Origin of the sequence: Aurantiacibacter spongiae (genome assembly GCF_003815535.1) — a bacterium.
Taxonomy (GTDB): domain Bacteria; phylum Pseudomonadota; class Alphaproteobacteria; order Sphingomonadales; family Sphingomonadaceae; genus Alteraurantiacibacter; species Alteraurantiacibacter spongiae.
On sequence record NZ_RPFZ01000001.1, the window covers coordinates 623,804 to 649,538 of the forward strand.

The 25,735-nt window shown below is 67.7% G+C and carries 22 protein-coding genes; 6 read left to right on the forward strand and 16 right to left on the reverse strand.

The window, feature by feature from the left end:
* Nucleotides 1-29: 29 nt before the first annotated feature.
* The 5 genes from fusA to EG799_RS03210 all read right to left on the reverse strand — a co-directional run bounded on the left by fusA (nt 30) and on the right by EG799_RS03210 (nt 5,805).
* Nucleotides 30-2,123: an elongation factor G gene (gene fusA, locus EG799_RS03190; RefSeq protein ID WP_123878487.1), complete on the reverse strand. Its 2,094-nt coding sequence runs from the start codon at nt 2,121-2,123 to the stop codon at nt 30-32.
* A gap of 157 nt (nt 2,124-2,280) precedes the next feature.
* Nucleotides 2,281-2,751, reverse strand: a complete 471-nt coding sequence (gene rpsG, locus EG799_RS03195) for a 30S ribosomal protein S7 (protein WP_123878489.1) — start codon at nt 2,749-2,751, stop codon at nt 2,281-2,283.
* A gap of 137 nt (nt 2,752-2,888) precedes the next feature.
* Complete coding sequence (rpsL, locus tag EG799_RS03200) at nt 2,889-3,260, reverse strand: 30S ribosomal protein S12 (protein ID WP_123878491.1); 372 nt, start codon at nt 3,258-3,260, stop codon at nt 2,889-2,891.
* Between the two features lie 432 nt (nt 3,261-3,692).
* The gene (locus EG799_RS03205; protein ID WP_123878493.1) at nt 3,693-4,952 is read right to left on the reverse strand and encodes a PPC domain-containing protein; all 1,260 of its coding nucleotides are present in this window, start codon (nt 4,950-4,952) and stop codon (nt 3,693-3,695) included.
* 61 nt (nt 4,953-5,013) lie between these two features.
* Nucleotides 5,014-5,805: a LysR family transcriptional regulator gene (locus EG799_RS03210; RefSeq protein ID WP_123878495.1), complete on the reverse strand. Its 792-nt coding sequence runs from the start codon at nt 5,803-5,805 to the stop codon at nt 5,014-5,016.
* 116 nt (nt 5,806-5,921) lie between these two features.
* Between EG799_RS03210 and EG799_RS03215 the strand changes: the two genes are divergently transcribed.
* Nucleotides 5,922-8,540 (forward strand): M14 family zinc carboxypeptidase, encoded by a 2,619-nt coding sequence (locus EG799_RS03215; RefSeq protein WP_123878497.1) that lies wholly within the window; start codon nt 5,922-5,924, stop codon nt 8,538-8,540.
* A gap of 63 nt (nt 8,541-8,603) precedes the next feature.
* On the opposite strand, the gene apaG is transcribed toward EG799_RS03215, so the two are convergent.
* A complete protein-coding gene (apaG, locus tag EG799_RS03220; RefSeq protein ID WP_123882682.1) occupies nt 8,604-9,005 on the reverse strand; it encodes a Co2+/Mg2+ efflux protein ApaG in 402 nt (133 codons plus the stop codon).
* A 98-nt stretch (nt 9,006-9,103) separates the two neighbouring features.
* Nucleotides 9,104-10,309 carry a trans-sulfuration enzyme family protein gene (locus tag EG799_RS03225; RefSeq protein WP_123878499.1) on the reverse strand — a complete coding sequence of 402 codons (1,206 nt, stop codon included), beginning with the start codon at nt 10,307-10,309 and terminating at the stop codon, nt 9,104-9,106.
* Nucleotides 10,310-10,384: 75 nt separating this feature from the next.
* Here EG799_RS03225 and EG799_RS03230 point away from each other — a divergent pair, with 75 nt between their 5' ends.
* Nucleotides 10,385-11,659 (forward strand): phospholipid carrier-dependent glycosyltransferase, encoded by a 1,275-nt coding sequence (locus tag EG799_RS03230; RefSeq protein WP_123878501.1) that lies wholly within the window; start codon nt 10,385-10,387, stop codon nt 11,657-11,659.
* Nucleotides 11,660-11,675: 16 nt separating this feature from the next.
* Here EG799_RS03230 and EG799_RS03235 read toward each other — a convergent pair whose 3' ends face one another.
* The 6 genes from EG799_RS03235 to EG799_RS03260 all read right to left on the reverse strand — a co-directional run bounded on the left by EG799_RS03235 (nt 11,676) and on the right by EG799_RS03260 (nt 16,455).
* Nucleotides 11,676-12,836, reverse strand: coding sequence for a glycosyltransferase family 2 protein (locus EG799_RS03235; RefSeq protein ID WP_123878503.1), 1,161 nt, complete (start codon nt 12,834-12,836; stop codon nt 11,676-11,678).
* Between the two features lie 41 nt (nt 12,837-12,877).
* Nucleotides 12,878-13,936: a 3-isopropylmalate dehydrogenase gene (gene leuB / locus EG799_RS03240; RefSeq protein WP_123878505.1), complete on the reverse strand. Its 1,059-nt coding sequence runs from the start codon at nt 13,934-13,936 to the stop codon at nt 12,878-12,880.
* 15 nt (nt 13,937-13,951) lie between these two features.
* Nucleotides 13,952-14,551 carry a DNA repair protein RecO gene (gene recO / locus EG799_RS03245; protein WP_123878507.1) on the reverse strand — a complete coding sequence of 200 codons (600 nt, stop codon included), beginning with the start codon at nt 14,549-14,551 and terminating at the stop codon, nt 13,952-13,954.
* A 39-nt stretch (nt 14,552-14,590) separates the two neighbouring features.
* Nucleotides 14,591-14,839, reverse strand: a complete 249-nt coding sequence (locus EG799_RS03250; protein WP_123878509.1) for an accessory factor UbiK family protein — start codon at nt 14,837-14,839, stop codon at nt 14,591-14,593.
* 37 nt (nt 14,840-14,876) lie between these two features.
* Nucleotides 14,877-15,428 (reverse strand): TspO/MBR family protein, encoded by a 552-nt coding sequence (locus EG799_RS03255; RefSeq protein ID WP_123878510.1) that lies wholly within the window; start codon nt 15,426-15,428, stop codon nt 14,877-14,879.
* A gap of 259 nt (nt 15,429-15,687) precedes the next feature.
* Nucleotides 15,688-16,455: a TlyA family RNA methyltransferase gene (locus tag EG799_RS03260; protein WP_123878513.1), complete on the reverse strand. Its 768-nt coding sequence runs from the start codon at nt 16,453-16,455 to the stop codon at nt 15,688-15,690.
* 52 nt (nt 16,456-16,507) lie between these two features.
* Here EG799_RS03260 and EG799_RS03265 point away from each other — a divergent pair, with 52 nt between their 5' ends.
* The 4 genes from EG799_RS03265 to EG799_RS03280 all read left to right on the forward strand — a co-directional run bounded on the left by EG799_RS03265 (nt 16,508) and on the right by EG799_RS03280 (nt 20,929).
* On the forward strand, nt 16,508-17,032 hold the full coding sequence (locus EG799_RS03265) for a hypothetical protein (protein ID WP_123878514.1): 525 nt from the start codon (nt 16,508-16,510) through the stop codon (nt 17,030-17,032).
* Entirely contained in the window at nt 17,029-17,625 is a 597-nt protein-coding gene (locus EG799_RS03270) for a hypothetical protein (protein ID WP_123878516.1), read from the forward strand. The genes EG799_RS03265 and EG799_RS03270 overlap by 4 nt, the downstream gene beginning before the upstream one ends.
* Before the next feature lie 429 nt (nt 17,626-18,054).
* Nucleotides 18,055-19,149, forward strand: a complete 1,095-nt coding sequence (locus EG799_RS03275) for a branched-chain amino acid aminotransferase (RefSeq protein ID WP_123878518.1) — start codon at nt 18,055-18,057, stop codon at nt 19,147-19,149.
* Between the two features lie 25 nt (nt 19,150-19,174).
* Entirely contained in the window at nt 19,175-20,929 is a 1,755-nt protein-coding gene (locus EG799_RS03280) for a DUF885 domain-containing protein (protein WP_123878520.1), read from the forward strand.
* A gap of 17 nt (nt 20,930-20,946) precedes the next feature.
* Here the strand turns inward: EG799_RS03280 and EG799_RS03285 are convergent, their stop codons facing one another.
* The 3 genes from EG799_RS03285 to EG799_RS03295 all read right to left on the reverse strand — a co-directional run bounded on the left by EG799_RS03285 (nt 20,947) and on the right by EG799_RS03295 (nt 25,680).
* Complete coding sequence (locus EG799_RS03285) at nt 20,947-23,403, reverse strand: glycosyl hydrolase 115 family protein (protein ID WP_123878521.1); 2,457 nt, start codon at nt 23,401-23,403, stop codon at nt 20,947-20,949.
* Between the two features lie 60 nt (nt 23,404-23,463).
* Nucleotides 23,464-25,101: a winged helix-turn-helix domain-containing protein gene (locus EG799_RS03290; protein ID WP_158611001.1), complete on the reverse strand. Its 1,638-nt coding sequence runs from the start codon at nt 25,099-25,101 to the stop codon at nt 23,464-23,466.
* A gap of 135 nt (nt 25,102-25,236) precedes the next feature.
* Nucleotides 25,237-25,680: a YdgH/BhsA/McbA family protein gene (locus tag EG799_RS03295; RefSeq protein ID WP_123878525.1), complete on the reverse strand. Its 444-nt coding sequence runs from the start codon at nt 25,678-25,680 to the stop codon at nt 25,237-25,239.
* Nucleotides 25,681-25,735 lie beyond the last annotated feature (55 nt).

Genomic DNA, 25,735 nt, shown 5'->3' on the forward strand with positions numbered 1-25,735 from the left:
AGGCGCCGCCCCTAGCTGCATCGCTCGCCTTAGGCAAGCTTCTCCTTGACCTCCTGCGCCACATTCGCTGGCACTTCGTCGTAGTGGGAGAACTGCATCGTGTACTGCGCGCGGCCCTGCGAGAAGGACCGCAACTCGTTCACGTAGCCGAACATGTTGGCGAGCGGCACATGGGCCTCGACCACCTGCGCGTTGCCGCGGGAATCGGTGCCCTGGATCTGGCCGCGACGGGAGTTGAGGTCGCCGATCACGTCGCCGAGATATTCCTCGGGCGTGACGACCTCGACCTTCATCACCGGCTCCAGCAGCTTGATGCCGGCCCGCTCGGCCGCCTCGCGCATCGCGCCGCGACCGGTGATCTCGAAGGCGACCGTGCTCGAGTCGACGTCGTGATATTTGCCGTCGAGCAGCTCGATGGTGAAGTCGATGATCGGGAAGCCGACCAGGTAGCCGCTCTCGGCCTGCTCGCGCATGCCCTTCTCGACGCTCGGGATGTATTCGCGCGGAATGTTGCCGCCCTTCACCTGATCGTCGAAGATGATGCCCTGCCCGCGTTCGCCGGGGATCACGCGCACCTTCGCTTCGCCGAACTGGCCCGAGCCACCCGATTGCTTCTTGTGCGTGTAGGTCACCTCGACCTCGCGGCCGAGCGATTCGCGGTAGGCCACCTGCGGCGCACCGACATTGGCCTCCACCTTGAACTCGCGCTTCATGCGATCGACCAGGATGTCGAGGTGAAGCTCGCCCATGCCCTTGATGATCGTCTGACCGCTCTCGTGGTCGGTGGTGACGCGGAAGGACGGATCCTCCGCCGCGAGGCGGTTGAGCGCGACGCCCATCTTCTCCTGGTCGGCCTTGGTCTTGGGCTCGACCGACAGCTCGATCACGGGATCGGGGAACTCCATCCGCTCGAGGATGATCGGCGCGTTCGGGGCGCACAGCGTGTCGCCCGTGGTCGTCTCCTTGAGGCCCGCGATGGCGACGATGTCGCCGGCGAAGCCCTCATCGATGTCCTCGCGGTTGTTGGAATGCATCAGCAGCATGCGGCCGATCTTTTCCTTCTTGTCCTTCACGCTGTTGAGCACGGTGCCCTTGGACAGCTTGCCCGAATAGATGCGCGTAAAGGTCAGCGAGCCGACGAACGGGTCGTTCATGATCTTGAACGCCAGCGCGGCGAACGGCGCCTCGTCGCTGGAGGGACGGGTATCCTCCTCCTCCGATTCAGGCTTCACGCCGCGGATCGCGGGCACGTCGAGCGGGGACGGCATGTAGTCGACCACCGCGTCGAGCAGGGGCTGCACGCCCTTGTTCTTGAACGCGGAGCCGCACAGCACCGGCACGAACGCCTGGTCCAGCGTGCCCTTGCGAATGAGCGCCTTGAGCTTGGCGGTGTCGGGCATCTCGCCCTCGAAGAACTTCTCCATCGCCTCGTCGTCCAGCTCGACGACGGTCTCGATCAGCTTCTCGCGGTATTCGGCGGCCTTGTCCTTCAGATCGTCGGGAATGTCGACGTAGTGGAAGTCGGCACCCAGGTTCTCGTCCTCCCAGACGATCCCGCGATCGTTGACGAGGTCGACGACGCCCTTGAGGTCGCTTTCCGCACCGATCGGCAGGTACAGCACCAGCGGGGTCGCGCCGAGGCGGTCGATGATCGACTGCACGCAGTAGTAGAAGTCGGCCCCGGTACGATCGAGCTTGTTGATGAAGCACATCCGCGGAACCTTGTACTTGTCCGCCTGGCGCCACACCGTCTCGGACTGCGGCTCCACGCCGGCAACCCCGTCGAACACGGCGACCGCGCCGTCCAGCACGCGCAAGGACCGCTCGACCTCGATGGTGAAGTCGACGTGGCCGGGCGTGTCGATGATGTTGATGCGGTGCTTTTCGCCCTTGCCGTCATCGGCCGACCAGAAGGTCGTCGTCGCGGCGGAGGTGATGGTGATCCCGCGCTCCTGCTCCTGCTCCATCCAGTCCATCGTCGCGGCACCGTCGTGCACTTCGCCGATCTTGTAGGACTTGCCGGTGTAATAGAGGATGCGCTCGGTCGTCGTGGTCTTGCCGGCGTCGATATGCGCCATGATGCCGATATTGCGATAGCGCTCCAGCGGATAGTCGCGGGCCATGATAATTCCTTAGTCGGTTTGTGCGGGGTGCGGTGTGCCGCGCCCGATATAGTGACGTATGTGACCGGTTAAAGGCAGCCGGCCCGCGCGCCGCCGCCGGACCGTGTCTCGCTGGCGCTCGACACGGTCCGACGAAAGGCGCAGGCCGCGCAGTCCCTTACCAGCGATAGTGCGAGAAGGCGCGGTTGGCGTCGGCCATGCGGTGCGTGTCCTCGCGCTTCTTGACCGCATTGCCGCGATTGTTGGCGGCATCCATCAGCTCGGCCGAAAGGCGCGCGCTCATGGTGGTTTCGGCCCGGCCGCGGGCGGCGGAAATGAGCCAGCGGATAGCCAGCGCCTGGGCCCGTTCGGGACGGACCTCCACCGGCACCTGATAGGTCGCGCCGCCCACGCGGCGGCTGCGCACTTCCACGGCGGGCGCGACGTTGTTCAGCGCATCGTGAAACAGCTGCACCGGATCGGCCTTCGCCCGCTGCTCGACCGTGTCGAGCGCGGAATAGACGATGCCCTCGGCAACGGCCTTCTTCCCGTCCAGCATGAGGTTGTTCATGAACTTCGACAGCACCTGATCCCCGAACTTGGGATCGGGCAGGATTTCCCGCTTCTCGGGACGACGACGACGTGACATATCTCTAAACTCCTTCGGAGTGGTCGCTCACATCCGTGAGCGTCCTGCGGCACCGGCCCGCTCCCCCACCCGGCCACCCGAATTCCACCCTCGCAGGGGTGACAGGGTGGGGGAGCGGGCCGCCGCCGCGCTAAACCTTACTTCGGACGCTTGGCGCCGTACTTCGAACGGGACTGGCGGCGGTCCTTCACGCCCTGCGTGTCGAGCACGCCGCGCAGCACGTGGTAGCGCACACCCGGAAGGTCGCGCACACGCCCGCCGCGGATCAGCACCACGGAGTGTTCCTGCAGGTTGTGCCCCTCGCCCGGGATGTAGGCGATGACCTCGCGCTGGTTGGTCAGGCGCACCTTGGCGACCTTGCGCAGCGCCGAGTTCGGCTTCTTCGGAGTGGTCGTGTAGACACGCGTGCAGACACCGCGCTTCTGCGGGTTCTGCTCCATCGCGGGCACCTTGCTCTTGGCCTTGATGGGATCGCGGCCCTTGCGGACCAGCTGGTTGATAGTCGGCATTGGGATCTTCACCTTGTTGCTGGCCAGGGGCGGCATCCCGCCTCCGCGCCGCCCCGTACGGAGCGGCGGAGGGGGTATGGATCACCCCGGACCCGTGTCGTGGCGCCCGAGGCGCCGGATGGAATGTATCGGGGCCGTGCCATTCGCGATCCGCATGGGATCCCGGAGCGCCGCCGCAAGGGCGGCCGCATGGCACGAGCCTGAAACGCTCCACCCGGCAGCACGCGGCACCGGGTTACTCTGACGGCCGCCCCGAAAACAAAGGAGCCCCTTGCTGATGCGAGGAGCTCCGGGACGATGACCGGCAATGTTCAGCTCTATTCAACCGCGACAGGGCGAGGCCCGCCGGGTTGGGTGCGCCCTTATGCCTGATTTGCATGCCGGTCAAGGGCAGTCACGCCCGGGCGGGGCCGGCCAGCGGGGAGGCGCCGGCTACATTTCCTCGTCAACCGACATGGTTTCCATCATGTCCGCCTGTTCCTCCAGCGCGTCCGCCGGGTCGACCCGCTCCTCCAGCCCCTGCGTGACGGTGAGCGTGTAGGGGCCCGACGTACCGCTCAGGCCGGTCGCGCGGATGCGCAGGTCGTCGAGCCAGCGGGGCGCGTCCGTCACGCCGGACAGGTCGATCGGCAACAGCGCATCGAGATTGCCGGCGCCATCATCATCCGTATCCAGTACGGAAAAGCCCATCGGCGTATCGAAGCCGACCTCAAGATAGGGATCGATGCTGCTGCCGAAGTCGGGGTCGCCGCCATCGCTGGCGTTCATGTGGACGGTGATGGCTCGCTCGCCCGCACCGCCCGCCACGATCGCGGCCTTGGCCTCCTCGCTCAGCCGATAGGTGATGCTGGCGGGGATGAGCGTCTGGTCCGTCGCCGAATCGGCGAGTTCGCCGGTGGCCGGATCGTCGAGGCCGATCACCTGCTGCGGCAGTTGCGCCGCCGGCTGGCGCCGCTCGCGAACGCGCAGGACGTAATCGCCCGTGCTTCCGTTATAGCCGGTCGCGACGATGGTGTATGTGCCGCTTTCGGGAAAGACGTAGCGCAGGGCGGAGTTCAGCTCCTGCCCGCCATCATCGTCCATCAGGGCGGTTTCGCCACTCGGATCGCGCAAAGCCAGATAGGGATCGAGCCCGTCGCTCTCGGCCAGCAGCGCGATTTCCACCATCTGCCCCGCCTCCCCCTCGATGGCGTAGAGTTCCTCCGCGCCGTCGATCGTGCCGGTCGCGCGCCCGCCATAGGCGATGGGGCGGGTTACGGGCGGGGAGTAGGTGCTGGTGGTCAGCCGCAGGTCGAACGGACCGCCATAGGTTTCGGTATCGGCGGCGTATTCCCCTTCGTAACTGTCCACCTCGATGGCGATGCGTCGCCCGCCCTCCCCGGGAATGCGCAGGCGCGAATTGAGATCGTCGCCGCCATCGTCATCCTCGTCGATCAGCTCGCCGCTGGCGGCGTCCTTCACGCGCAGGACGGGATCGAAATCGTCGCGGCCGATGACGTCGATCTGCATGATGGCGCCGGCCGGGATCGACACGACGAAGCGTTCCGCCGCGCCGTCCACCTCGCCCTGATAGACGCGCACGTCGCTCGGTTCGGCATCGAGGTCGCGCACCTGCGCGAGCGCGACGTGCGGCAGCAGGGCGGCGCAGGCGGCGGCGGCGAGAAACAGGCGCGTGGTGTTGGAGAATCGCATTGTCGTACCCCCTTGTCGCGCGCAGATTATTGCGGGCGGCGCGGCAAGACAATCGCCTGGCTCACCGACCGAGGAAATCCGCCAGCGCGCGCACCTTGGCCTGCCGCCATTGCGGGCGCGGGGCGACCAGCCAGTAGGCGCGGCGGCACGGTTCGGCCTCTCCGAGCGACACCAGCCGCCCTTCCGCAAGCGCCCCAGCTGCAAGCGGCAGCGGCAGGATGGCGCGGCCCAGCCCGGCCAGCGCGCAGGCGAGCGCCTGCCCGGCATCGGCGACCCCCATCGCCACCCGCTCGCCCTCGGGCAGGGCGAAGCCGGGCCACTCGATCCAGTCGCCCGGCGCGTCCGCGTCGGCGGTGACGCTCACCCGTTCTCCGGGGGCGAGCTGCACGCCCTCCATGTCGCCCGGCCCCTCCACGAAGCGCACCGCGAGGTCGAGATTGGCCTCGGTGAAGTCGGCCTCGCCATCGGCGGTCAGCTGGAAGCGGACCTCGGGCCGGTCCGCGCGGAACGTGGCGAGGCGCGGGGCCAGCCACTGGGCGGTGAATTCACGCGGCGCGGCGATGGCGTAGCGCGACGAGCTCTGCCCGGCCTGCATCGCCTGCACGCTTTCCTCGAAGCGCAGGAACCCCTCGCGCAGCGTGTCCAGTCCCGCCTCCGCCTCGCTCGTGAGTTCCAGCCCGCGCGAGGTGCGGCGAAACAGCACGACGCCCAGCACATCCTCCAGCGCGCGGATCTGCTGCCCTACCGCCGCAGGCGTCACCGCCAGCTCGTCCGCCGCGCGGGTGAAGCTGAGATGCCGGGCAGCGGCATCGAGGACGCGCAGGGCATTGAGGGGAAGGTGGGTGCGTTTCATGGCTCTGGCGCTGCGCCTTTATGGCGCGGACGGGGGAACGGCAAGATGCGCGCTTGACCGCCCGCGCGCGAGGCCGCACCAGTGCAGCGGCTCATACCAGTCGGGAATTTCCATTCATGCTGCGCCTGTTGTCCGGCCTTCTGGCCTGTCTGTTGTGTCTCGCCCCGCCCGCCGCGGCGCAGGACGGCCTGCTGGAGGGACCGTACGATCCCGCCATCCCCACGCTTGAACAGGTCTCGGGATACGCGCCGGGCGAACAGATCAGTCGCCCCGACGCGATCCTCGCCTACATGCGCGCGCTCGAACAGGCCGCGCCAGGGCGGATGCGGATCGTCCAGTACGCGGTAAGCTGGGAAGGACGCCCGCTGATCTATGCCATCGTCACCAGCGCGGCCAACATGGCGCGAATCGACGCGATCAAGGCGGACATGCAGCGGATCGCCAATGGCGGCGCGCCGGACGCCGACAGCCTGCCCGTCACCTGGCTGAGCTACGGCGTCCACGGGGACGAGATCAGCTCCTCCGACGCCGCGCTCGCCCTCGCCTATCACCTGCTGGCGGCCGAGGGCGATCCGGCGGTCGACACCATCCTGGCGAACAGCGTCGTCATCATCGACCCGAGCCAGAACCCCGACGGGCGGGCCCGGTTCGTCAATTCGTACTACCAGCAGCTCGGCCTCGCCCCGTCGGGGGATCGCTACACCGCCGGGCACGACCAGCCCTGGCCGGGAGGGCGGTTCAACCACTACCTGTTCGATCTCAACCGCGACTGGTTCGCCCTGACCCAGCCCGAAACGCGCGGCAAGGTCGCGGCGGTGAGCGAGTGGCACCCGGTGGTGTATGTCGACGCGCACGAGATGGGCGGTGACGACAGCTATTTCTTCCCGCCCAACGCCGAACCGTTCAGCCCGTTCATCACCCCCGCGCAGCGCGCCCGGCAGGACATGCTGGGCCGCGCCAACGCCGCCCGCCTCGATGCGCTGGGCGTGCCCTATTTCACGCGCGAGATCTTCGACGCCTTCTATCCGGGCTACGGCGACACCTGGCCCACGCTGAACGGCGCGATCGGCATGACCTTCGAACAGTCGAGCGCGCGCGGCCTCGTCTGGGATCGCAGCGACGGCGGGGTGCTGACCTACGGCGAGGGAGTGCGCAACCATTTCGCCACCTCGCTGGCCACGGCCGAGACGGTGGCGCGCAATGCCGCCAGCTTCCTGTCCGATTATGCCGCCTACCGAACGGGCGCGCGGGACAGCGGCGCGTTTGTCATCGATCTTGGCCAGAGGCGCTGGAATGCCGAGGCGCTGGGCCGGCGCCTTGCCGCGCAGGGCATCCGCGTGGGCCGGGTCGCGGGCGCGGCCAGGGCCTGCGGTCGCAGCTATCCGGCCGGCTACCTCTCGGTCGGCCTCGACCAGCCGCAGGGGCGGCTGATCCGCAGCCTGCTCGATACGGACGTGGAATTGCCGGCGGACTTCATCGCCGGGCAGGAAACCCGACGCGCAAACGACCTGCCGCACGAGATCTACGACACGACCGCTTGGTCGGTCGGCCTGATGAGCGGGCTGGACGTGCGCCAGTGCGGCTCTGCCGGCAGCGGGCAGGCGCTGGCGCCCGACGCGGCCATTCCCGCCCTCGCCCGGCCCGCCGGCGCGTTCGGCCTGGCGGTGCCGTGGACCGACAGCGGACAGGTGCAGCTCGTCGCCTGCGCCCTGCGCGCCGGACTGAAAGGGCGCGCGACCGATACCGTCTTCACCGCTGACGGGCGGGACTTCGGGCGCGGCACGGTAGTCTTTACCAATGCCGACAATGACGGCGACCTTTCCGCGCTGGTCGCACTGGCTCGGGACATCGGGGCGGAGACGGTTCCGCTCGCCTCCGGCTGGGTCGACAGCGGTCCCAACCTCGGCAGCGACAGCTTCCGCCTGCTGGGCGCGCCGCGCGTGGCGATGCTGTGGGACGAGGGTATCTCCCCGGTTTCCGCCGGGGCGACGCGCTACGTGCTCGAACAGCGATTCGGACTGCCCGTCGCGCCGATCCGCACCGGCACGGTGGGGCGCGCGTCACTGCGCGATTTCGACGTCGTCATCATGCCCGAGGGCGCGCCCGCCGCCGCGCTGGGCGATGGCGGGCGCGCCGCGCTTGCCCGCTTCGTGCGCGACGGCGGCGTGCTGCTGGCCTATGGCGGATCGCTGGCAATGCTGGCGAGCGGCGAGGATGCGTTGTTCGCCACCCGGCCCGAAACCGTGCTCGGCGGCGAAGCGACCGGGCCGGAAAGCGACGCCGGCGACGGGGCGGAGGGCGACACCGCACCGGGCGTCGCGCTGGAAAGCGAGGCGGACTACCGCGCCGCCATCCTCGACGACAGCCGCCGGCCCGACACGCTGCCGGGCGCGCTGCTGAACACGCTCGCAGATGGCGAGAGCTTCCTCGCCGCGGGCTATAGCGAGACCGGCCCGACGGTGTTCGCCGACGGATCGCTGATCCTGACCCCGCTGACGCTGACCGATGGAACCAACGTGATCCGTTATGCCGGGCCGGACAATCTGGTGGCGAGCGGTTACGTGTGGGACGAGAACCGGCGGCAGATGGCGTTCAAGCCCTACATGATCGCGCAGGCGACCGGGACCGGGCTTGCCATCGGGTTCGCGCAGGATCCCGCGGTTCGCGGCTATCTCGACGGGCTGGACCTGTTGCTGGCGAACGCGGTCATCGTGGCCCCGGCGCGGGTTCGGTAAGGGGCGGGACGGGCAGGCTCACCGACCGGATCGCAGGTGCCGCGCGCAGCGCGCGGGCGGACGTTAGTCGGCCTCTTCTGCGGGAGCGGCAAGCGGAAAGAAGGGGATCGCCACCTCGAACAGCGTGCCGTCGGCATGGGCGAAGGTGTAGAAGCCTTCCATCGTGCCGCGATGCGTCGTCAGTTCGCAGCCGGAGACGTAATCATGCGTCTGTCCCGGCGACAGCACCGGCGATTCGCCGACGACGCCCTCTCCGTCGACGATGTTCACCATACCGTTCGAATCGGTGATGCGCCAGTGCCGGGTACGCAGCTGCACGGTGTCGTCGCGGTGGTTTTCCAGCCTGATATGATAGACCCAGAACCAGCGCCCCGCCCCGGTGCGCGATTGTTCGGGCATGAAGTTCACTGCCACCCGCACGGTGATCCCCGCGGTGATGGCGACATGCTGGAACAGCGAATTGATGGCTTCTGTGACCATGCGGCCCAAGGTAGCGGCTGAACGCGCGCCCGCAAGGGGCGATCCGACGAACGCCCCGCGAAGGGGCGGTTTCCCGGTCCGGCCTACAGCCCGGCGGCGGCCAGCGCCCGGTCCAGATCCTCGATCACGTCCTCGGGATCCTCCAGGCCGATATTGATCCTTAGCATCCCCTCCGCCACGCCCATCTCGGCGCGCGCCTCGTCCGACAGGCCGGCGTGGGTGGTGCTGGCCGGATGGCACATCAGCGACTTGGAATCGCCGATATTGTTGGAGATGTCGACCAGTTGCAGCGCATCGAGAATGGCATGGGCGCGCTCGCGCCCGTCCACCACGAAGGAGAAGATCGGGCCGAACGCACCCATCTGCCGGGCCGCCAGATCGTGCTGCGGATGGCTGGGAAGGCCGGGGTGGAGCATCCGGTCCACGCGGCCCTCGATCGCGGCGGCGACCCTCAGCGAATTGGCGCTCTGCCGGTGCGCGCGCAGTTCCAGCGTCTCCAGCCCCTTCAGCACCAGCCAGGCGTTGAACGGGGAACAGTTGGGGCCGGTATTGCGCTGGAAGGGAAGCAGCGTTTCCGCGATCCATTCCTCGCTGCCGCACACCGCGCCCGCCAGCACCCGGCCCTGCCCGTCCATCAGCTTCGTGGCGGAGTAGGCGACCACGTCCGCGCCGAATTCCATCGGGCGTTGCAGAGCGCTCGTGGCGAAGGCGTTGTCGACCACGGTGGTGATGCCGTGCGCCTTCGCCAGCGCGCAGATATGGGTGAGATCGGCGACGTCCATCGTCGGATTGGCCGGCGTCTCGAAGAAGAAGACCCTGGTTTCGGGCCGGATCGCGCGTTCCCAGGCGTCATTGTCGCGCGCGTCGATCACCGTGGTGGCGATGCCGAATTTGGGCAGCAGATTGTCCACCAGCCAGCGGCACGACCCGAAGGCGGCGCGCGCGGCGACGACGTGGTCGCCCGCTTCCAGCTGGCACAGCAGCGCCGTGGTCATCGCCGCCATGCCGCTCGCCTGCATGCGGCAGCCGTCGGCACCTTCCAGCATCGCGATCCGCTCCTCCGCCATGGCGACGGTGGGGTTCTGCAGGCGCGAATAGGTCATGCCCTCCGCCTCGCCGGCGAACCGCGCGGCAACGGTGGCGGCATCGTCGTAGGAATAGCCGCTGGTGAGGAACAGCGCCTCGCTCGTCTCGCCATGTTCCGATCGCCACGTGCCGGCGCGCACCGCTTTCGTGGCGGGGCGCCAGTTGCGGGTGACGGAGCGATCGGTGCCGGTGGTGTTCTTCATGCCGCCCGCGTTTAGGCAGACTGCCCGCTTTTGCCAATTGCCCTTCGCGCGCCGCCCCCCTATCGCCGCCCGCGCATGAGCACGGCGCCCGTCCACCCCCGCGATCCGTTCGGCTGGAACTGCGTGGTCGCGCTCGCCTTCGTGCTGCTGGCCTCGGTGCGCCTGACCACGCCCGGGGCGCCGTTCTTCGACGAGGTGCATTACCTCCCCGCCGCGCGCACCTTCCTCACCCTGGGCAGCGCCGAAAATCTCGAGCATCCGCCGCTCGGCAAGGAACTGATCGCGCTCGGCATCTCGCTGTTCGGGGACGGGCCGCTCGGCTGGCGGATCATGAGCCTCGCCTTCGGCACGCTGGCCCTGCTTGCCGCCATGCGCGCGATGTGGCTGGCCAGCGGCACCCGCACCGCCAGCGTGCTGACCGGCGTGTTCGTGGCCACCAATTTCCTGCTGTTCGTGCATGCGCGGATCGCCATGCTCGACATCTTCATGGTGAGCTTCACCATGCTCGCCTTGTGGATGTGCGCGGGCGCGCTGCGCGAGAACGAGACGGCGCGCTGGCGCCTCGCCATCGCCGGCGTGGCGCTGGGCTGCGCGATGGCGTCGAAATGGAACGCCGTACCGGTCGCCGTGCTGCCCGGTCTCGCCTTCGCGGCGGTCCGCCTGTCCGCCCGCCGCCGTCGCCCGGTCCGCTCCGTGCGCGGTGCACCCGTTGGCGGCATGAGCCTGGCCGAAGCGGCGATCTGGCTCGGCGCGGTGCCGCTGGCGGTCTACGCCCTGACCTTCGCGCCCTATCTCTGGTTCGACCGGCTCCCCGGCGATCCGGTCGGCATGATCTCGCTCCACATGGAGATGCTGGGGTTGCAGGAGCAGGTGCCCGAACCGCACCCATACCAGTCCAACTGGCCGCAATGGGTCGCGAACTGGCGGGCGATCTGGTATCTCTACGAGAACGTGGACGGCGCGATGCGCGGCGTCATGCTGATCGGCAATCCGGTGACGATGCTGGCGGGGCTTCCCGCCCTCGCCTGGTGCGCGTGGAGCGGATGGAAGGAGCGGCGACGCGATTGCGCGGCCGTCGCCATCCTCTACGCAGCCAGCCTCGCGCTGTGGGTCGTCGCGCCGAAGGCGGTGCAGTTCTACTTCCACTATTTCCTGCCCGGCATGTTCCTTTCCGCCGCGCTGGCGCTGGGCTGCGACCGGCTGATGCGGCGCGGTCGGCTGATCGGGCCGGGGCTGGTCGTGCTCGGAGCCGTCGCGGCGTTCGCCTACTGGTATCCGATCCTGACCGCCGCCCCGCTGGAGAACGGCCAGGCGTTCCTGCGCTGGGCGTGGCTGACGAGCTGGCGCTAGGGCGCGGCGCCCGCGCCTACCGGAAGCGGCCCCAGACGAACTTGCTCGACAAGGCGTAATTCCACACCGAGGCGATGGCCACGCCGACCAGCGCGGCGCCCCACCAGACGAAGCCCTGTTCTTCCAGCACGGTCGCCACCGCGACGTTGGCGAAGGCGCCCACGGCACACGATCCGCAGAATTTCAGCCAGCCCCAGAACAGCCCGTCCGCCCCGGCCAGCTTCTTGTCGCGATAGGTGAGAAGGTTGTTGAGCCAGAAGTTGAACGTCATCGCCACCATCGTCGCAATGGCCTGCGCCCAGCCGAAACCGATGGAATCGGGCCAGTAGATCGCGGCCAGCACGCTCATGTGGACGATCACGCCCAGCCCGCCGACGAGGCCGAACAGAACGAAGCGGGCGGGCACGAAGCGGCCGAACCAGCGTTCCGCCAGACCGCCGACGAAATCGAGGATCACGCCGTGGTCGAGCTTGCTTTCGCCGCTGAGGCGGGTTGCGAATTTCAACGGGAATTCCTTTACCTTCATGCGCGGCTCCGCCGTCGCGAGGATGTCGAGCATGATCTTGAAGCCGATGCCCGAAAGCTTGTCGGCCTGCGCGCGCAACTGCTCGCTGCGCAGCAGGAAGAATCCGCTCATCGCGTCGGTCAGCTCGCTGCCCGTCAGCTTGCGGGCGAGCGCGTTGGCGACGCGGCTGCCGGTTTCGCGCCCCTTGCTCGACAGCCCGTCGGCATTGCCACCCTCGGCGAAGCGGCTGGCATAGGCGAGATCGTATCCCCCCGACCTGACCGCCGCGAGCATATCGGCCAGCAGCGCCGGATCGTGCTGATGATCGGCGTCCATCACCGCGACGAAGGGCGCGGCGGTGGCGCACATGCCCTCGATCGCCGCGCTCGCCAGCCCGCGCCGGCCGATGCGCTGGATCACGCGGATGCGGGGATCGGCCTGGGCGATGCGGCGCGCTTCCTCGGCCGTGCCGTCGGACGAATTGTCGTCCACGAACACCGCCTCCCATCCAGTCGGGCCGAGCGCGTCCTCCAGCCGCCGCACCATCGGCGCGATGTTGTCGTGCTCGTTGAGCGTGGGCAGCACGATCGCCAGTTCGAGCGGCGCGCTCGATTGCGCCTGCGGGGCGGCGGCCACACCCTGCGACTGGAATTGCGAATGCGTCATGTCCATCGCCTAGCGCGGTTACAGGGCAATCTTAACCATAAGGTAAATCACAGGCGGGCCAGAACCGCGTCGCCGATGGCCCGCGTGTCCGCCGAACCGCCGAGGTCCGCGGCCTTCACCCCATCGGCCAGCGCGCGCGCCACGGCGCGTTCGATCCGCCGCGCGTCCGCCTCGCGCCCGAGCGAGTGGCGCAGCAGCATGGCCAGGCTGAGGATCATCGCCATGGGGTTCGCGATCCCCCGCCCGGCGATGTCTGGGGCGCTGCCGTGGATGGGTTCGTACAGGCCCCTGGTCCCGAACCGGGTCCGCCCGGCGCCCAGCGCCGCGCTCGCCAGGAGGCCGATGGAGCCGACGCACATGCTCGCCTGGTCGGAAAGGATGTCGCCGAACAGATTGCCCGTCACCATTACGTCGAACTGTCCGGGATCGCGCACCAGCTGCATCGCGGCGTTGTCGACGTAAAGGTGGGTCAGCGCGACGTCGGGATACCCGGCGGCGACGTCGATCACGACGTCGCGCCACAGCTGGCTCGTCTCGAGGACATTGGCCTTGTCCACGCTCGTCAACCGCCCCTTGCGGCCCTGCGCCGCGCGAAAGGCGACGTGGGCGATGCGACGCACCTCGTCCTCGGCATAGGACATCAGATCGTGGCCCTGCCGCCGCCCGTCGGGCAGGGTGCGGGTGCCCTTCTCCCCGAAATAGACGTCCCCGTTCAGTTCCCGCACAATCAGCAGATCGATGGTGCGGGCGATCTCGGGGCGCAGGGCGGAAAGGTCTTCCAGCCCCTCGAACATCGTCGCTGGGCGCAGATTGGCGAACAGGTCCAGTTCCCTGCGCAGGCCGAGAATGGCCTGTTCGGGGCGCAGGCGGCGTTCCAGCGAATCGCATTCCGGATCGCCCACCGCGCCGAACAGCACCGCGTCCGCGGCACGCGCCATCTCCAGCGTCTCGGGCGGCAGCGGATGGCCGTGCGCGCGCCAGGCGGCCCCGCCCACGTCGCCTTCGAACAGGACGAGTCCGGGAAGGTCGAGCGCATCGAGCACGCGGCGCGCCTCGGCCATGATTTCGGGACCGATGCCGTCACCGGCGAACAGGGCGATCTTCACGTCGGGATCTTCATGTCAGGCCATCCTTCCCAGCAGCGCGCGCAGGCGCCGGCGGGCGGACATAACATCGGCCCGGCGGTCGGCAAGCAGGTAGTGGTCGATAGCCGCCTCCACCGTGTCCATCACCGCCACGATCTGCGCGAGATCGCCCGTCGGCCGCGCGCCCGCCCCGCCATAGCCCAGTTCGCGCAGCAGCAGGATCTCGTATCCCGCCAACGCTCCGGCCCAGCCGCGCGCGGAGGGGGCATGGCAGATCGCCGAAAGCGTCGCTTCGAGTGCGTCGTGCACGGGGGCGTAGGGCTGGCGTTCGGGCAGCGTGGCGGCGGTCAACGCGCAGACCCACGCGATGGCCGCGGCGGGCAGCGGTTCCGCGAGCCAAGGGCCGCGGCTTTCGACCAGTTCGATCTTCGCGAAGGGAAGCTGGCTGTCGGACCTCGCCGCCAGTTGCAGATCGAGCAGGTTTCCGGGAATGACCAGCGGGCGCAGCCGCCTGCCGCGCCCTCCCGCGACATAACCGGCGACCAGCCCGAAGTCGCGCGTCAGGAAGCGGGCGACCACGGCCGTCTCGCCATGCTGGCGGGCGGCGACGAGTATGGCAGGGGCGCGGACATGCATGTCAGGGGCCCGGGCGCATCCCCTCCGGCGGAACGGGTATCAGTCGCTCGTCTTCGCGTCCAGCGCGGCAATTCGCGCTTCGAGAACCTCCACCCGTTCGCGCGCCATTGCCGCCATGTCCTTGACCGCGTCGAACTCTTCCCGGCTGACGAAATCGAGGCCGCCCATCGCCTCCCTCATCCGCTCGCGCGCGGTATCGCGGGCCTCCCGGCTCATGCCGGCAAGCGTGCCGGCAGCCGAATTGGCGAGTTTGACGAAATCGGCGATCAGGGGGTTTTCGCTTTGCATGGCTCTCACTTGGGGTTTGCGGCGGACCGCTTCAATATCACAGCTCGAAACGCTGCACCGCGCCGCTCTCCGCCTCGCGGCCGCCGTCGGGGTTGGCCTCGATGAACTGCCAGGTCAGCAGCGTCGCGAAGGCTATCCACGCCAGGTAGGGCAGCATCAGCCAGCCGGACCATTTGCGCACGCGGAAGAACAGCCAGGTCGCGACGATGCCGGTCACGTCCATCGCGATCACGATACCGAGCGCCGCGCGCATGTCGTGGGCGCCGAAGAAGGTCGGCGACCAGGCCAGGTTGAACGCGAAGTGGATGAGGAAAGCGAGGATCGCCCATTTCCTCATGCGCGATCCCCACGCCGCGCACACCAGCGCGAAGGCGAGGCCGATCATGAAATAGAGGACCGTCCACACGATGCCGAAAGTGACGGGCGGCGGGAAGGTCGCGGGCTTCGCGAGCGACTGGAACCAGGGCGAACTCGCGTCGCCGCCGATCCGCCCGGCGAGGAAGCCGAGCAGCATCACCGTTGGCACCACGAACAGCGCCCAGCGGATCATGCTGGCACGCAGTTGCGACGGCGATGCGAGACGATTCATGCGTGCTCCACCCGGTCGGACCGATTCGCGGCCCCGGCGTGCATTCTTGGCGGGGGAGCGTGCGGCGCGCAAGGCGGGCGGAGGGGCAGGCATCCCCGAACGGGCCTCTTCGGCTCGGCTTTCCTACATCGCGCGGGCTTTCCTAGGGCAACGCCATGATCGCTCGCACGACCTCTTCCACTCCCCCGATTGCGCGCTCGAAATGCCCAGCGCCGGTTTCGCTTCAGGACACTGTCACACCTGTCACACCTTGCCCCGCTCACCCGCCCCGGCGCGCGTTGACGAGGAACTCGACATTGCCCTGCGTGCCCGTGATCGGGCTCTCGATCAGCCCCTCGATCCGCCAGCCATCCGCTTCCAGCCAGGCGGTCACCTCCGCACAGACGCGGTCGCGCAGGGCTGGATCGCGCACGATGCCGCCCTTGCCGACCTCGCCCTTGCGGACCTCGAACTGCGGCTTGACGAGCGCCACCAGCCGGCAATCGGGCGCGGCCAGCGCCAGCGGCACCTCCAGCACCTTGGCAAGACCGATGAAGCTCGCATCGCACACCACCCAGTCGCAGGCCCGGTCGATCTGCGCCCGCGTCAGCGCGCGGGCGTTGGTCTGTTCGAGCACGGTGACGCGCGCATCCTGCCGCAACGACCACGCAAGCTGGTTGGTGCCGACATCGACGGCGTAGACGTGGGCGGCGCCGCGATGCAGCAGGACCTGCGTGAAGCCGCCCGTCGAACTGCCGATGTCCATCGCCACGGCTCCGCTCGGATCGAGGCCGAACGCGTCGATCGCGTGATCCAGCTTCACCCCGCCGCGCCCGACCCAGGGGTGGTCGCGTCCGCGCACCTCGACCTGCCAGCCCTCGGCGATCTGCTGGCCCGGCTTGGCGATCCGCTCCAGCCTCTCGGGCGATGGACCGGCAAAGACCAGCCCCGCCATCACCAGCGCCTGCGCGCGGGTACGGCTCTCCGCCTCCCCGCGCTCGACGAGCAGATGGTCGATCCGGATGCGGGAAGGCTTGCGCTGCGCCATGCGCGCCGCGATAGGATGCGCGAACGGACCTTACCAGTGGGGAGTGGCTTTCATGCGCGTACTGAACAGGACGACGGTGTTGACGGGCCTCGCCCTGCTGGCCGCCTGCAACCGCTCGGACGAGCCGGCGGACGATGTCGCCAGCGCGCCCGAACCGGTTCTGACCACCGCCCCCACGCCGACCCGGGCGCCGGACGGCACCGCCTACGAAGCGGGATCGTGGCAGGTGAAGGAGGATGCCGGCGGTGCCATGGCTCTCTACGGAGAGGCGCAGACCGAAGCGCACCTGACGATTGCCTGCGACCGGGCGACGAACACCCTCACCCTCGCCTTGGCCTCCGACGCGAGCGCGCCAGAGGCCTGGCGCATCGACGCCGGACGCGAGGCGGCGCGCCTCGACATGGTACCGCGCGACGGCCAGCTTCCCGAACTCGAGGCCCGCCTGTCGCCTAGCGCGCCCGTCGTCCGCGCCATGACGATGCCGGGGCAGAGCATCGTGCTGACCGACCCCGCCGGACAAAAAAGCCAGTTCCCGACACATTCGGGCATTTCCCGCGTATTGGATGCATGTTCTTGAGCCAAACCCCCTTCCTCCGCCACGCCGCAAAACCGGTTCGCCTCACCTCGCTGGCCGTCATCGCCGGAACGCTGGCGCTGACAGGCTGCGTGCCGCCCGCGCCGGAGCCCACGCCTGCCCCGACCCCCGCGCCGACCGTCGCCCGGCCCGAAGCGGCACCGGTGCGCATTCCGACGCCGAGCTTCGACAACTGGATGGACTACCCCGCGACGCCGGGTGACTGGAGCTACGTCGCAGAACCCGGACAGACAATGGCGGTGTTCGGTACCGACCGATCGCCGGAGGGGATCGCGCTCATCATGGCATGCGACCTCGCGACACGGCGGGTCAGCATCGGCCGCAAGGGCAACGCCGCCGGTCAGGTCGACATGACGGTGCGCACGGAAACGCGCGATCAGGTGCTGACGGCGGGACCCGTGCAGAGCCGCGCACCGCTGCTGGTGGCGCAACTGGCCGCGAGCGATCCGCTGCTCGACGCCATCGCGTTTTCGAAGGGCCGCTTCGCGCTGGAGGTGACCGGCACCGACACGATCTACGTCCCAGCCTATCCGGAGATCACGCGGGTGGTTGAGGATTGCCGGGATCAGGGATGATCGCCGTTCGCTCCCGGTCAGGCGAGCACATGCGAGACACCGGTTGAAAAATCCCTTTTCCGCTCTTGAAAAGTAGGACGTCCCGATTCAAACATGCAGTCAAGGCCAGCGGTGAACGCGGGTCTTGGCCCGCCGATGAAACGCCCGGGTCTTGGCTTCAAAAGCGCGAAAGGAGGTGATCCGATGTCTCATGGTTCAGCAGGGAGGTCGGTGATGACCCTTGCGGAGCATATTCGGTAAGCTTTCCTTGCCGTATGGCTTTAGCAGAGGCGGTCCACTGACCGCTGACCATGCGAAGGGCGGTTCTCGCTAGGCGGGGCCGCCCTTCTCATTTTCGGGCCTGAGGGCACGATGCGGGACGACCCGACTGCGCCCTTGCCTCTCCCCCCGCCCCCGCCTAATCGGGCACGCCGAGGAGAGACACGACACATGACCGACGCGCCTGCAATCGACATCGCGCATCTGCCGCATCCCGCGCCCGTACCCGGCGCCACGCGGGAACAGGCGATTGCCGATCCGGGTTTCGGCACGGTCTTTACCGATCACATGATTTCGATCGACTGGGACGAAGGCGAAGGCTGGCACGGCGCGACACTCGGCCCGCGTGAACCGATCACGCTCGATCCCGCCGCCAGCGTGTTGCACTACGCGCAGGAAATCTTCGAAGGTCTGAAAGCCTATCGCCTGACCGACGGGACGATGGCGCTGTTCCGGCCCGATCAGAACGCCGCGCGTCTCAACCGCTCGGCCCGCCGCCTCGCCATGCCCGAACTGCCCGAGGATGTCTTCGTGGAAGCGGTCAGGCAGGTGGTACTGAAAGACTCCGACTGGTTTCCCAAGGTCGAGGGAGGCTCGCTCTACATCCGCCCGTTCATGTTCGCCAACGAGCATTTTCTGGGCGTGCGGCCGGCGAAGAAATACAAGTTCCTCGTCATCCTCAGCCCGGCGGGCAACTACTTCAAGTCCGGCGCACCGGCGGTGAGCGTATGGGTCAGCGAATACACCCGCGCCGCGCCCGGTGGAACCGGAGAGGCGAAGTGCGGAGGCAATTACGCTGCCAGCCTCGTGCCGACCGGAGAGGCCTTTGCGCAGGGACATGACCAGGTCGTCTTCCTCGACGCGGTAGAGCGCAAGTGGATCGAGGAACTGGGCGGGATGAACCTGTTCTTCGTATTCGACGACGGCACGCTCGTCACCCCGCCGCTGACCGGTACGATCCTGCCCGGCATCACCCGGGATTCGATCATCACCCTCGCGCGCGAAGAGGGGCTGGGAGTTCGCGAGGAGCGCTACAGCCTCGATTCCTGGAAAGAGGATGCGGCAAGCGGCCGGCTGACCGAGACCTTCGCTTGCGGTACGGCGGCGGTGGTGACCGCGGTTGGCAAGGTCGCGGGCCGCGATGGAAACTTCACCATCGGCTCGGGCGGACCGGGACAGCTTACCACGAAGCTGCGCGACAGGCTGGTCGGCATTCAGCGCGGCACGGTAGAAGACACGCATGGATGGGTCATGCGACTGGACTGAACGCGTAAGCGGAAAGGGAAATCACATGAAGAGATTGCTAACCGCGGGCCTTCTTGGCCTGACCGCCCTCACCCCCCTTTCCGCCCACGCGCAGGACTGGATCGAGCGCAGCAATGCCTATTCGGGCGAAGTGCTGGAGATGCAGGCCGAGTTCGCGCCGGAAAACGCCGCGCAGGTCGGGCTGGTCCAGTTCGACGGCGTTGCGACCGAATTGACCGCGGACCGCACGGCGCGCAGGCTGGCGGCGAACGAGGCGGAGATCGCCCGGTTGCAGACGGCGCTCGCCGGGGCCGAAGATGCCAATCTGCGACAGGATCTGGAAATCCTCATCGACTCGCTCGAGGACGAGAACGAGTATATCCGCACCGCCGACCGACTGTTGATCGACTGGACGGACGTACCGAACATGGTGTTCGGCAATATCGGGGCGCTGCTTGACGATCAGGTCGGCGCGGACCGACGGGGCAGCGCGGCTGACCTGCTGCGCGCCTATGCCGGTCTGGACGGCGGCGAGCCCCTGACCGCGCAGGCCAGGGCGCGTTTCGCAGACAGCATGGGTCCGGGCAAGGTCGGTCCCTACCGGCAACAGGTCGAGCAGGCGATCGACCGCGTGCCGCAACTGATCACCGGCATCCGCGACCTGTTCCAGCGCTACCAGATCGACGCGCCCGAAGCCCTCGATACGATCGAAACGCAACTGACCGACTACGCCGCCTGGGAGCGCAAGACGGTACTGCCTGCCGCGCGTGACGATTACCGCCTGCCGCCCGAACTCTACGCACTGAACCTGAAGCAGGTGGGCATCGACCTGCCGCCGCAGCAGCTGATCGCCCGCGCACGGCGCGGTTTCTACGAAACCCGTCAGCAGATGGAAGCGCTCGCCCCGCTGGTAGCGGCGAAATTCGGTTTCGAGGAAACGGACTATCCCAGCGTCATCGCACGGTTGAAAGCCGATCCCGTGCCGCAAAGCGAGCTGGAAGACTTCTACCGCGACGTCGGCCGGCAAATCGAGGAGATCGTCGCGCGCGAACATATCGTCACGCTGCCTGACTACCCTGTTTCCATGCGGTTGGGCACGGAAGCGGAGAACGCCGCCAGTCCGGCGCCGCATATGCGTCCGCCGCGGCTGATCGGAAATACCGGCGAACAGGGCACCTTCGTTCTGACAACGGGCGACCCCTCGGCCGGCCCGGGCGCGCGGTTCGATGATTTCAACTACCCCGCCGCTGCCTGGTTCGTAAGCGCGCACGAGGCACGGCCCGGTCACGAACTGCAATTCGCGCAGATGGTCGCGCGCGGCGTCAGCCAGGCGCGTATCCTCTACGCCTTCAACAGCGTGAACGTGGAAGGCTGGGCGCTCTATGCAGAGGCGGAAATCCTGCCCTTCCTGCCGATCGAAGGACAATTGACCGGCCTGCAGAGCCGTCTGCTGCGCGCCAGTCGCGCCATGCTCGATCCGATGCTCAATCTGGGTGAGATCGATGTCGATCGCGCGCGGGAGATCCTGTCTGAGGAAGCGCGGTTCTCGGATGCGGCGGTGAAACAGGAACTGGACCGGTACACCTTCCGGATGCCGGGACAGGCGGGAAGCTATTATTACGGATATTCGCAGCTCATCGACCTGCGGATCGCGACCGAACTGGCGCTGGGTGACGCGTTCGACCAGCAGGCGTTCAACGATTTCCTGGTCGGTCAGGGCGCCTTGCCCATAGAGTTGCTGACGGCTGCCGTGGAGGACGAATTCATCCCGGCGCAGCGCGCCGCTGCGGCGGGCGGATAACCGCGAGCGACGTTACCCTATTCGGCCGGGCGCAGCACCAGTTCGTCCAGCACCACATTGTCGTCGATGCGGTAGATGCGAACGCGCACCGGCCCGGCGGGTCGGTGTCCGAGCGGCTGGGCGAGCGTGACTTCGTTCGCTGTGACCGCCTCGGCCCATGCGGCGCGCGCGGGCGTATCGGTCACGCCGTTATTGGGCTCGAGCAGGAAGCGGCGTTCGATCACCGGCCCATCGTCGATCTGCAACCCCAACCGCAGCCCGTCGTCCCCTAGGGTGTCGAGCGTGGGCGCGAGATTGACGGCCAGCGTCCACTCCCCGGCACGCGGCACGTCGAGCGAATATTCGGCGAAGATCGCATCGGCGGGCGTGGTGGCGGGTCGCCCCTGCGGCAGAACGGCGAGCGCCGTGCCATGACTGCCGAGATGGGGAATGGCGTGCCAGGCGAGGTCTTCGTTCTTGGAAGAGCCGACGATGCTTGCGGCGGGCGTGACCAGCGAACCGGCTGCCGTCGCTCGCTCCGCGACATCCGGCTGCAGAGCGACCGGCCGGATGTTCGTGTCCGGATCGTCCCAGTCGGTATAGCCGATATGGGTCTGGCTCATCATGTGGTTCCACTTGCCATCAAGCAACCGGTGGTACCTGTTCGTCGCGGCCTCGTCGTTCAGCATGGCCCAACCGATTGCCTCATCGTCACCATCGGCGGCGGCGAGATACATCTGGTAGAGATTGGCCACCGCCAGCACGCGGTGCTCGACCAGTTCGTAGAATGCAGGCCGTGCCGCTTCTGCGATCCGGGGACGCAGGGCGATCACCCGGTCGCGAAGGGTAGCGAACGCGGCGGCGATCTGGCGAGATTCCGGATCGCGTAGCACCTCGGCACCGAGCAGTTCGGGCTTGCGGCGCGAAACCAGACGCGCGTATTCGCCAAGGATCTCGCCGATCTCGTCCGCATGTTCGGACCCGAATTGCTGGCGGGCCCATTCGCGGTCGTAGTCGGCCAGACGGTCGAGCGTCATGGCGGGCGGGTTCCAGGCCATTTCGAGAAAGAAATCGAGGGGAAGTTCGGCCGGCTTGATGTCGCCCACGTTGACGATCCACAGCTCGCGGGCGCCGCGCTGCCAGGCGAGGTCCATCTGCTGCCAGGTCTTGCCGTTCTGGATCGTGTCGATCCATTTGTAGCTGCGCGGTCCGCCGACATAGTCGAAATGATAATACACCCCGTATCCACCCTCGCGCGGCGCGGCGGCGGGATCGGGCAGGCGGCGGATCTGGCCCCAGTTGTCGTCGGAGAACAGCAAGGTGACGTCGGCTGGCACCTGCATCCCCTGATCGTAATAGTCCTGCACCTCCTTGTAGAGCGCCCACACCTGCGGCGTCTCGGCTGCGGGCCGGCCCGTGGTTTGCGCGATAATGGCGCGCTGGTCCGCCACCACCTGTTCGAGCAGCGGGATGGCGGTATCCTCGCTCATCGCTTCGTCGCCATCCCCGCGCATGCCGATCGTGACGACACCCGGCGCGCCGCTGTCGACGAACCGTTCCATCCCGGCGCGCCAGAAATCCTGCAGGGTGGCAGCGTTGGTGGCGTAATTCCATTCGCCCGACGCCTCGCCGGCTTCCTTCGCGCGCTCCCACTCGACATGCGCGCGTGTCAGCGGCTCATGGTGGCTCGTGCCCAGCACGACACCCATGTCGGCGGCCAGCGACAAGGTGGCCGGGTCGTCCTCCGCCAGCGACTTGCCCCACATGGCGGGCCACAGATAATTGCCTTTCAGGCGTAGCAGCAGATCAAAGACCCGTTCGTAAGCCGCGGCGTTGATGCCGCCGAACTGCTCGCGCGCCCAGTTGCCGAAGGCGGGGTCCTCGTCGTTGATGAAGAACCCGCGATAGCGCACTGCGGGGGCATCGCTGCGCGTTCCGGGTGCGAGGCGCACTGTCTCGCGCCGCGTTACCGGCACATCTGCCCACCAGTGCCAGGGGGATACGCCGATGCGTTCGGAAAGGTCGTAGAGACCGAACACCACGCCGCGCGGATCGTTGCCCGCAATCACCAGTGCGCTGTCGATGCCCGGAACGGGATCGTCCACGACCGTCTGGAGATAGCCTTCCCACCGGCCGCGTACCGAGGAAACGTCCAGCGCGCCGCGTGCGATCAATGCCGTGATGGCCGGACTGTCGAGCGTCCCGACGATTACCAGCGGCCCGCGCGCCGCGCCGGCCTCCTCGATGACGGTCCCGTCGGTCCCCGTCACGCGGCCCGTATCCCGCGCGAAGGCGGCGGCGGCGTGGCGGACCGGGGATGGCGCCTGCGCATCGACCAGGACGCGCGTGGGGGCAGCCCGCGTAGCAAGGACGAAGCCTGTATCCTCGCACGGGGTCAAGGCGTCTTCGCATGCCCAGGCGGGCCGCGCAATCACGGCCAGGAACAGCGCGAGCAACAGCGTACGCCAGGCGAAGCGGCAAGAATCCTCTCTCATCATGGTAGCGCTATCACGAAGCGGTGCCACTCGCCAGACCGTAGAGACTTGCGCTCCCGGTCAGAGGCCGATGCCGCGCACCGCTGCGATCATCTCCTCCCCGGTGGGGCTTTCCCCGAACCAGTACACCATGCGCCTCACCAGCGCTTCGTAATCGGCGGCGCGGTATTCGGGCGCGACCTGGCGAAGGTCCGCAATCGCCCTGCGCGCTTCCTGCTCGCGCCCGGCATTGGCCAGGGCCGCCGCCAGCGTCACGAGGTTGAGACTGTAGTGGGGGTTGCGCCGCTGTCCCTCCTCGTAGGCGGTTATCGCCTCTTCCACCCGCCCCAGCCGCAATTCGGCATGTCCGCGATAATGCGCCCACAACGCGAAGCGGGGGTGATGGGGCGCGCGTTCCTCCGCGGTACGGATCATCGCCACGCCATCCGCATCGCCGGTCAGCCAGCAGTGCTGCCATCCGAGCACCGCCAGGGTGTGCGGATTGTTCGGATCGCGTTCCACCGCTCGCGTCAGGAAGCGAACCGCACGACGGGCGTTGCCCATCATGCTGGCGGTGATACCCGCCGCGGCCAAGACCTCCGGATCGTCGGGCGAGAGAGCCAGCGCCTCGCCGAGATAGGACTTGGCGAGCGAGAAGGTTTCCGCCGGATTGTCGACGAAGCGGCTGGTGACGTTCTGCGTATGCTGTACCGCCAGCGCCGCGTGGACCGCGCCATCCGCGCGATCGCAATCGAGCGCGCGCTCGAGCAGGTCGACGATCTCCCCGGCTGTCTCGCGGTTGTAGTTCAATCGCAGCATTTCAGCCCGCTGGACGAGCTGGTAGGCGTTAAGCTGGAACGGCCGGCGACCCTTCAGCGCGACAGCGTGAGCGAGTTGCAGCGCGCTCGACAGCGAACTCGAAACGTCGAGCACGATGCGGTCCTGGACCGCGTAGAACTGCGCGAGCGGAGCGTCGAAGCGCTGCGCCCACAGTTGCGCATCGTCGGCACCGTCCATCAGCGCCGCGCGCAACTGGAAATTGTCGCCGTTGCGCGCGATCGAACCGGTGACCGCGTAACGGACCTGTAGCCGTTCCGTCAGATCGGGCAGGCGAACGTCCCCCTCGCCAACGGTCTGCACGGAAGAAAAAGCCGCCACGCGCAGGCGCGGCACGCGGCTCAGCAGCATCGTCAGGTCGCGGGTAATGCCATCGGCGAGGAAAGCGTCCGTCGGTGTCGCCGACATGCTTGCGAAGGGCAGTACGGCAACCGAATAATCAGTGACGAACGGGTGGACCAGCGCATCGGCAATGCTGGCCGTCGCGGGCGAAGCGGCCCGTCGCACCCGGACCGGCGCCTCCAGCGCATAACCGCGCTTCCAGACGGTGCGGATATAGTCGGTTGCGCTTTCGTCCTTGCGGAAGGTGCGGCGCAGCATCGCAATGGCGCGGGTTAGGCTTTCGTCGCCGCAGGGCCGGTCGAGCCAGACATGGTCGATGATCTCCTCCCGCGTGACGACCTCGCCGGCGCGCTGAACGAGGTAGCACAGAACATCCATGACGAGCGGCTCGATGCCGAATTCCGTACCGTCCAGCGTCACCGCGTTGCGCGCGGGATGCAGACGGAACGCCCCGACGGCGCAGTTGGAAAGGTCGAGCGAGCACGGGGGCGCGTCATGCGGGGGCGACAACGCTTCGCTGCGCCGAGGCCCGTGCATCATGAGGTGGCTGCCGGCATGGTGTCCCCCTTGCCGGCAAGTGTTAACCTTAATCAGGTTCGAGTCCATACCGCTTAAGGGTGACCGGCGTCGGGTCGCTAAGCGCCGGCCACCCCCGCTCCCGTCGGCCGGGTGCGATCAGTTCGCGTATTCGTATTTCCGCAACAGCTGGCTGAACATCACCGTGCGATACGTCGCTCTTTCGCCGGACTCGGCTTCAAGCTGGGCAAGATTGCGTTGCAGATATTCCTGCCGTTCGCGCATCTGCCGCATGGATTCCTCGGCGTTCGGCACGGTCTCGTACCGCGTGACGAGATACATGTCGGGTTCGCCTTGCCGCGGATATTCGTTGAACAGAACCTCGTATGACGAGATATATCCGCGCTCGACCGCGAAATCGAGTTCGCGGCGGTATTGTCCGGCCAGGTAGTTGACGTAATCGAGCGTATGGCCATCGGCGATCTCGATCCCCGCAACCTCGACATATTCGCCGGGCACCATCGGAATGTCCTGCGCGGCGACGGCACCGGGAACGGCCACCGAGAGCGCGATCGCGGCCACGGCACATCTGATCATCTTCATCGCTAATCCCCTATTCGCGCGGGACCAATCCCTCCCGCGGCCGTCTGCTTACGGG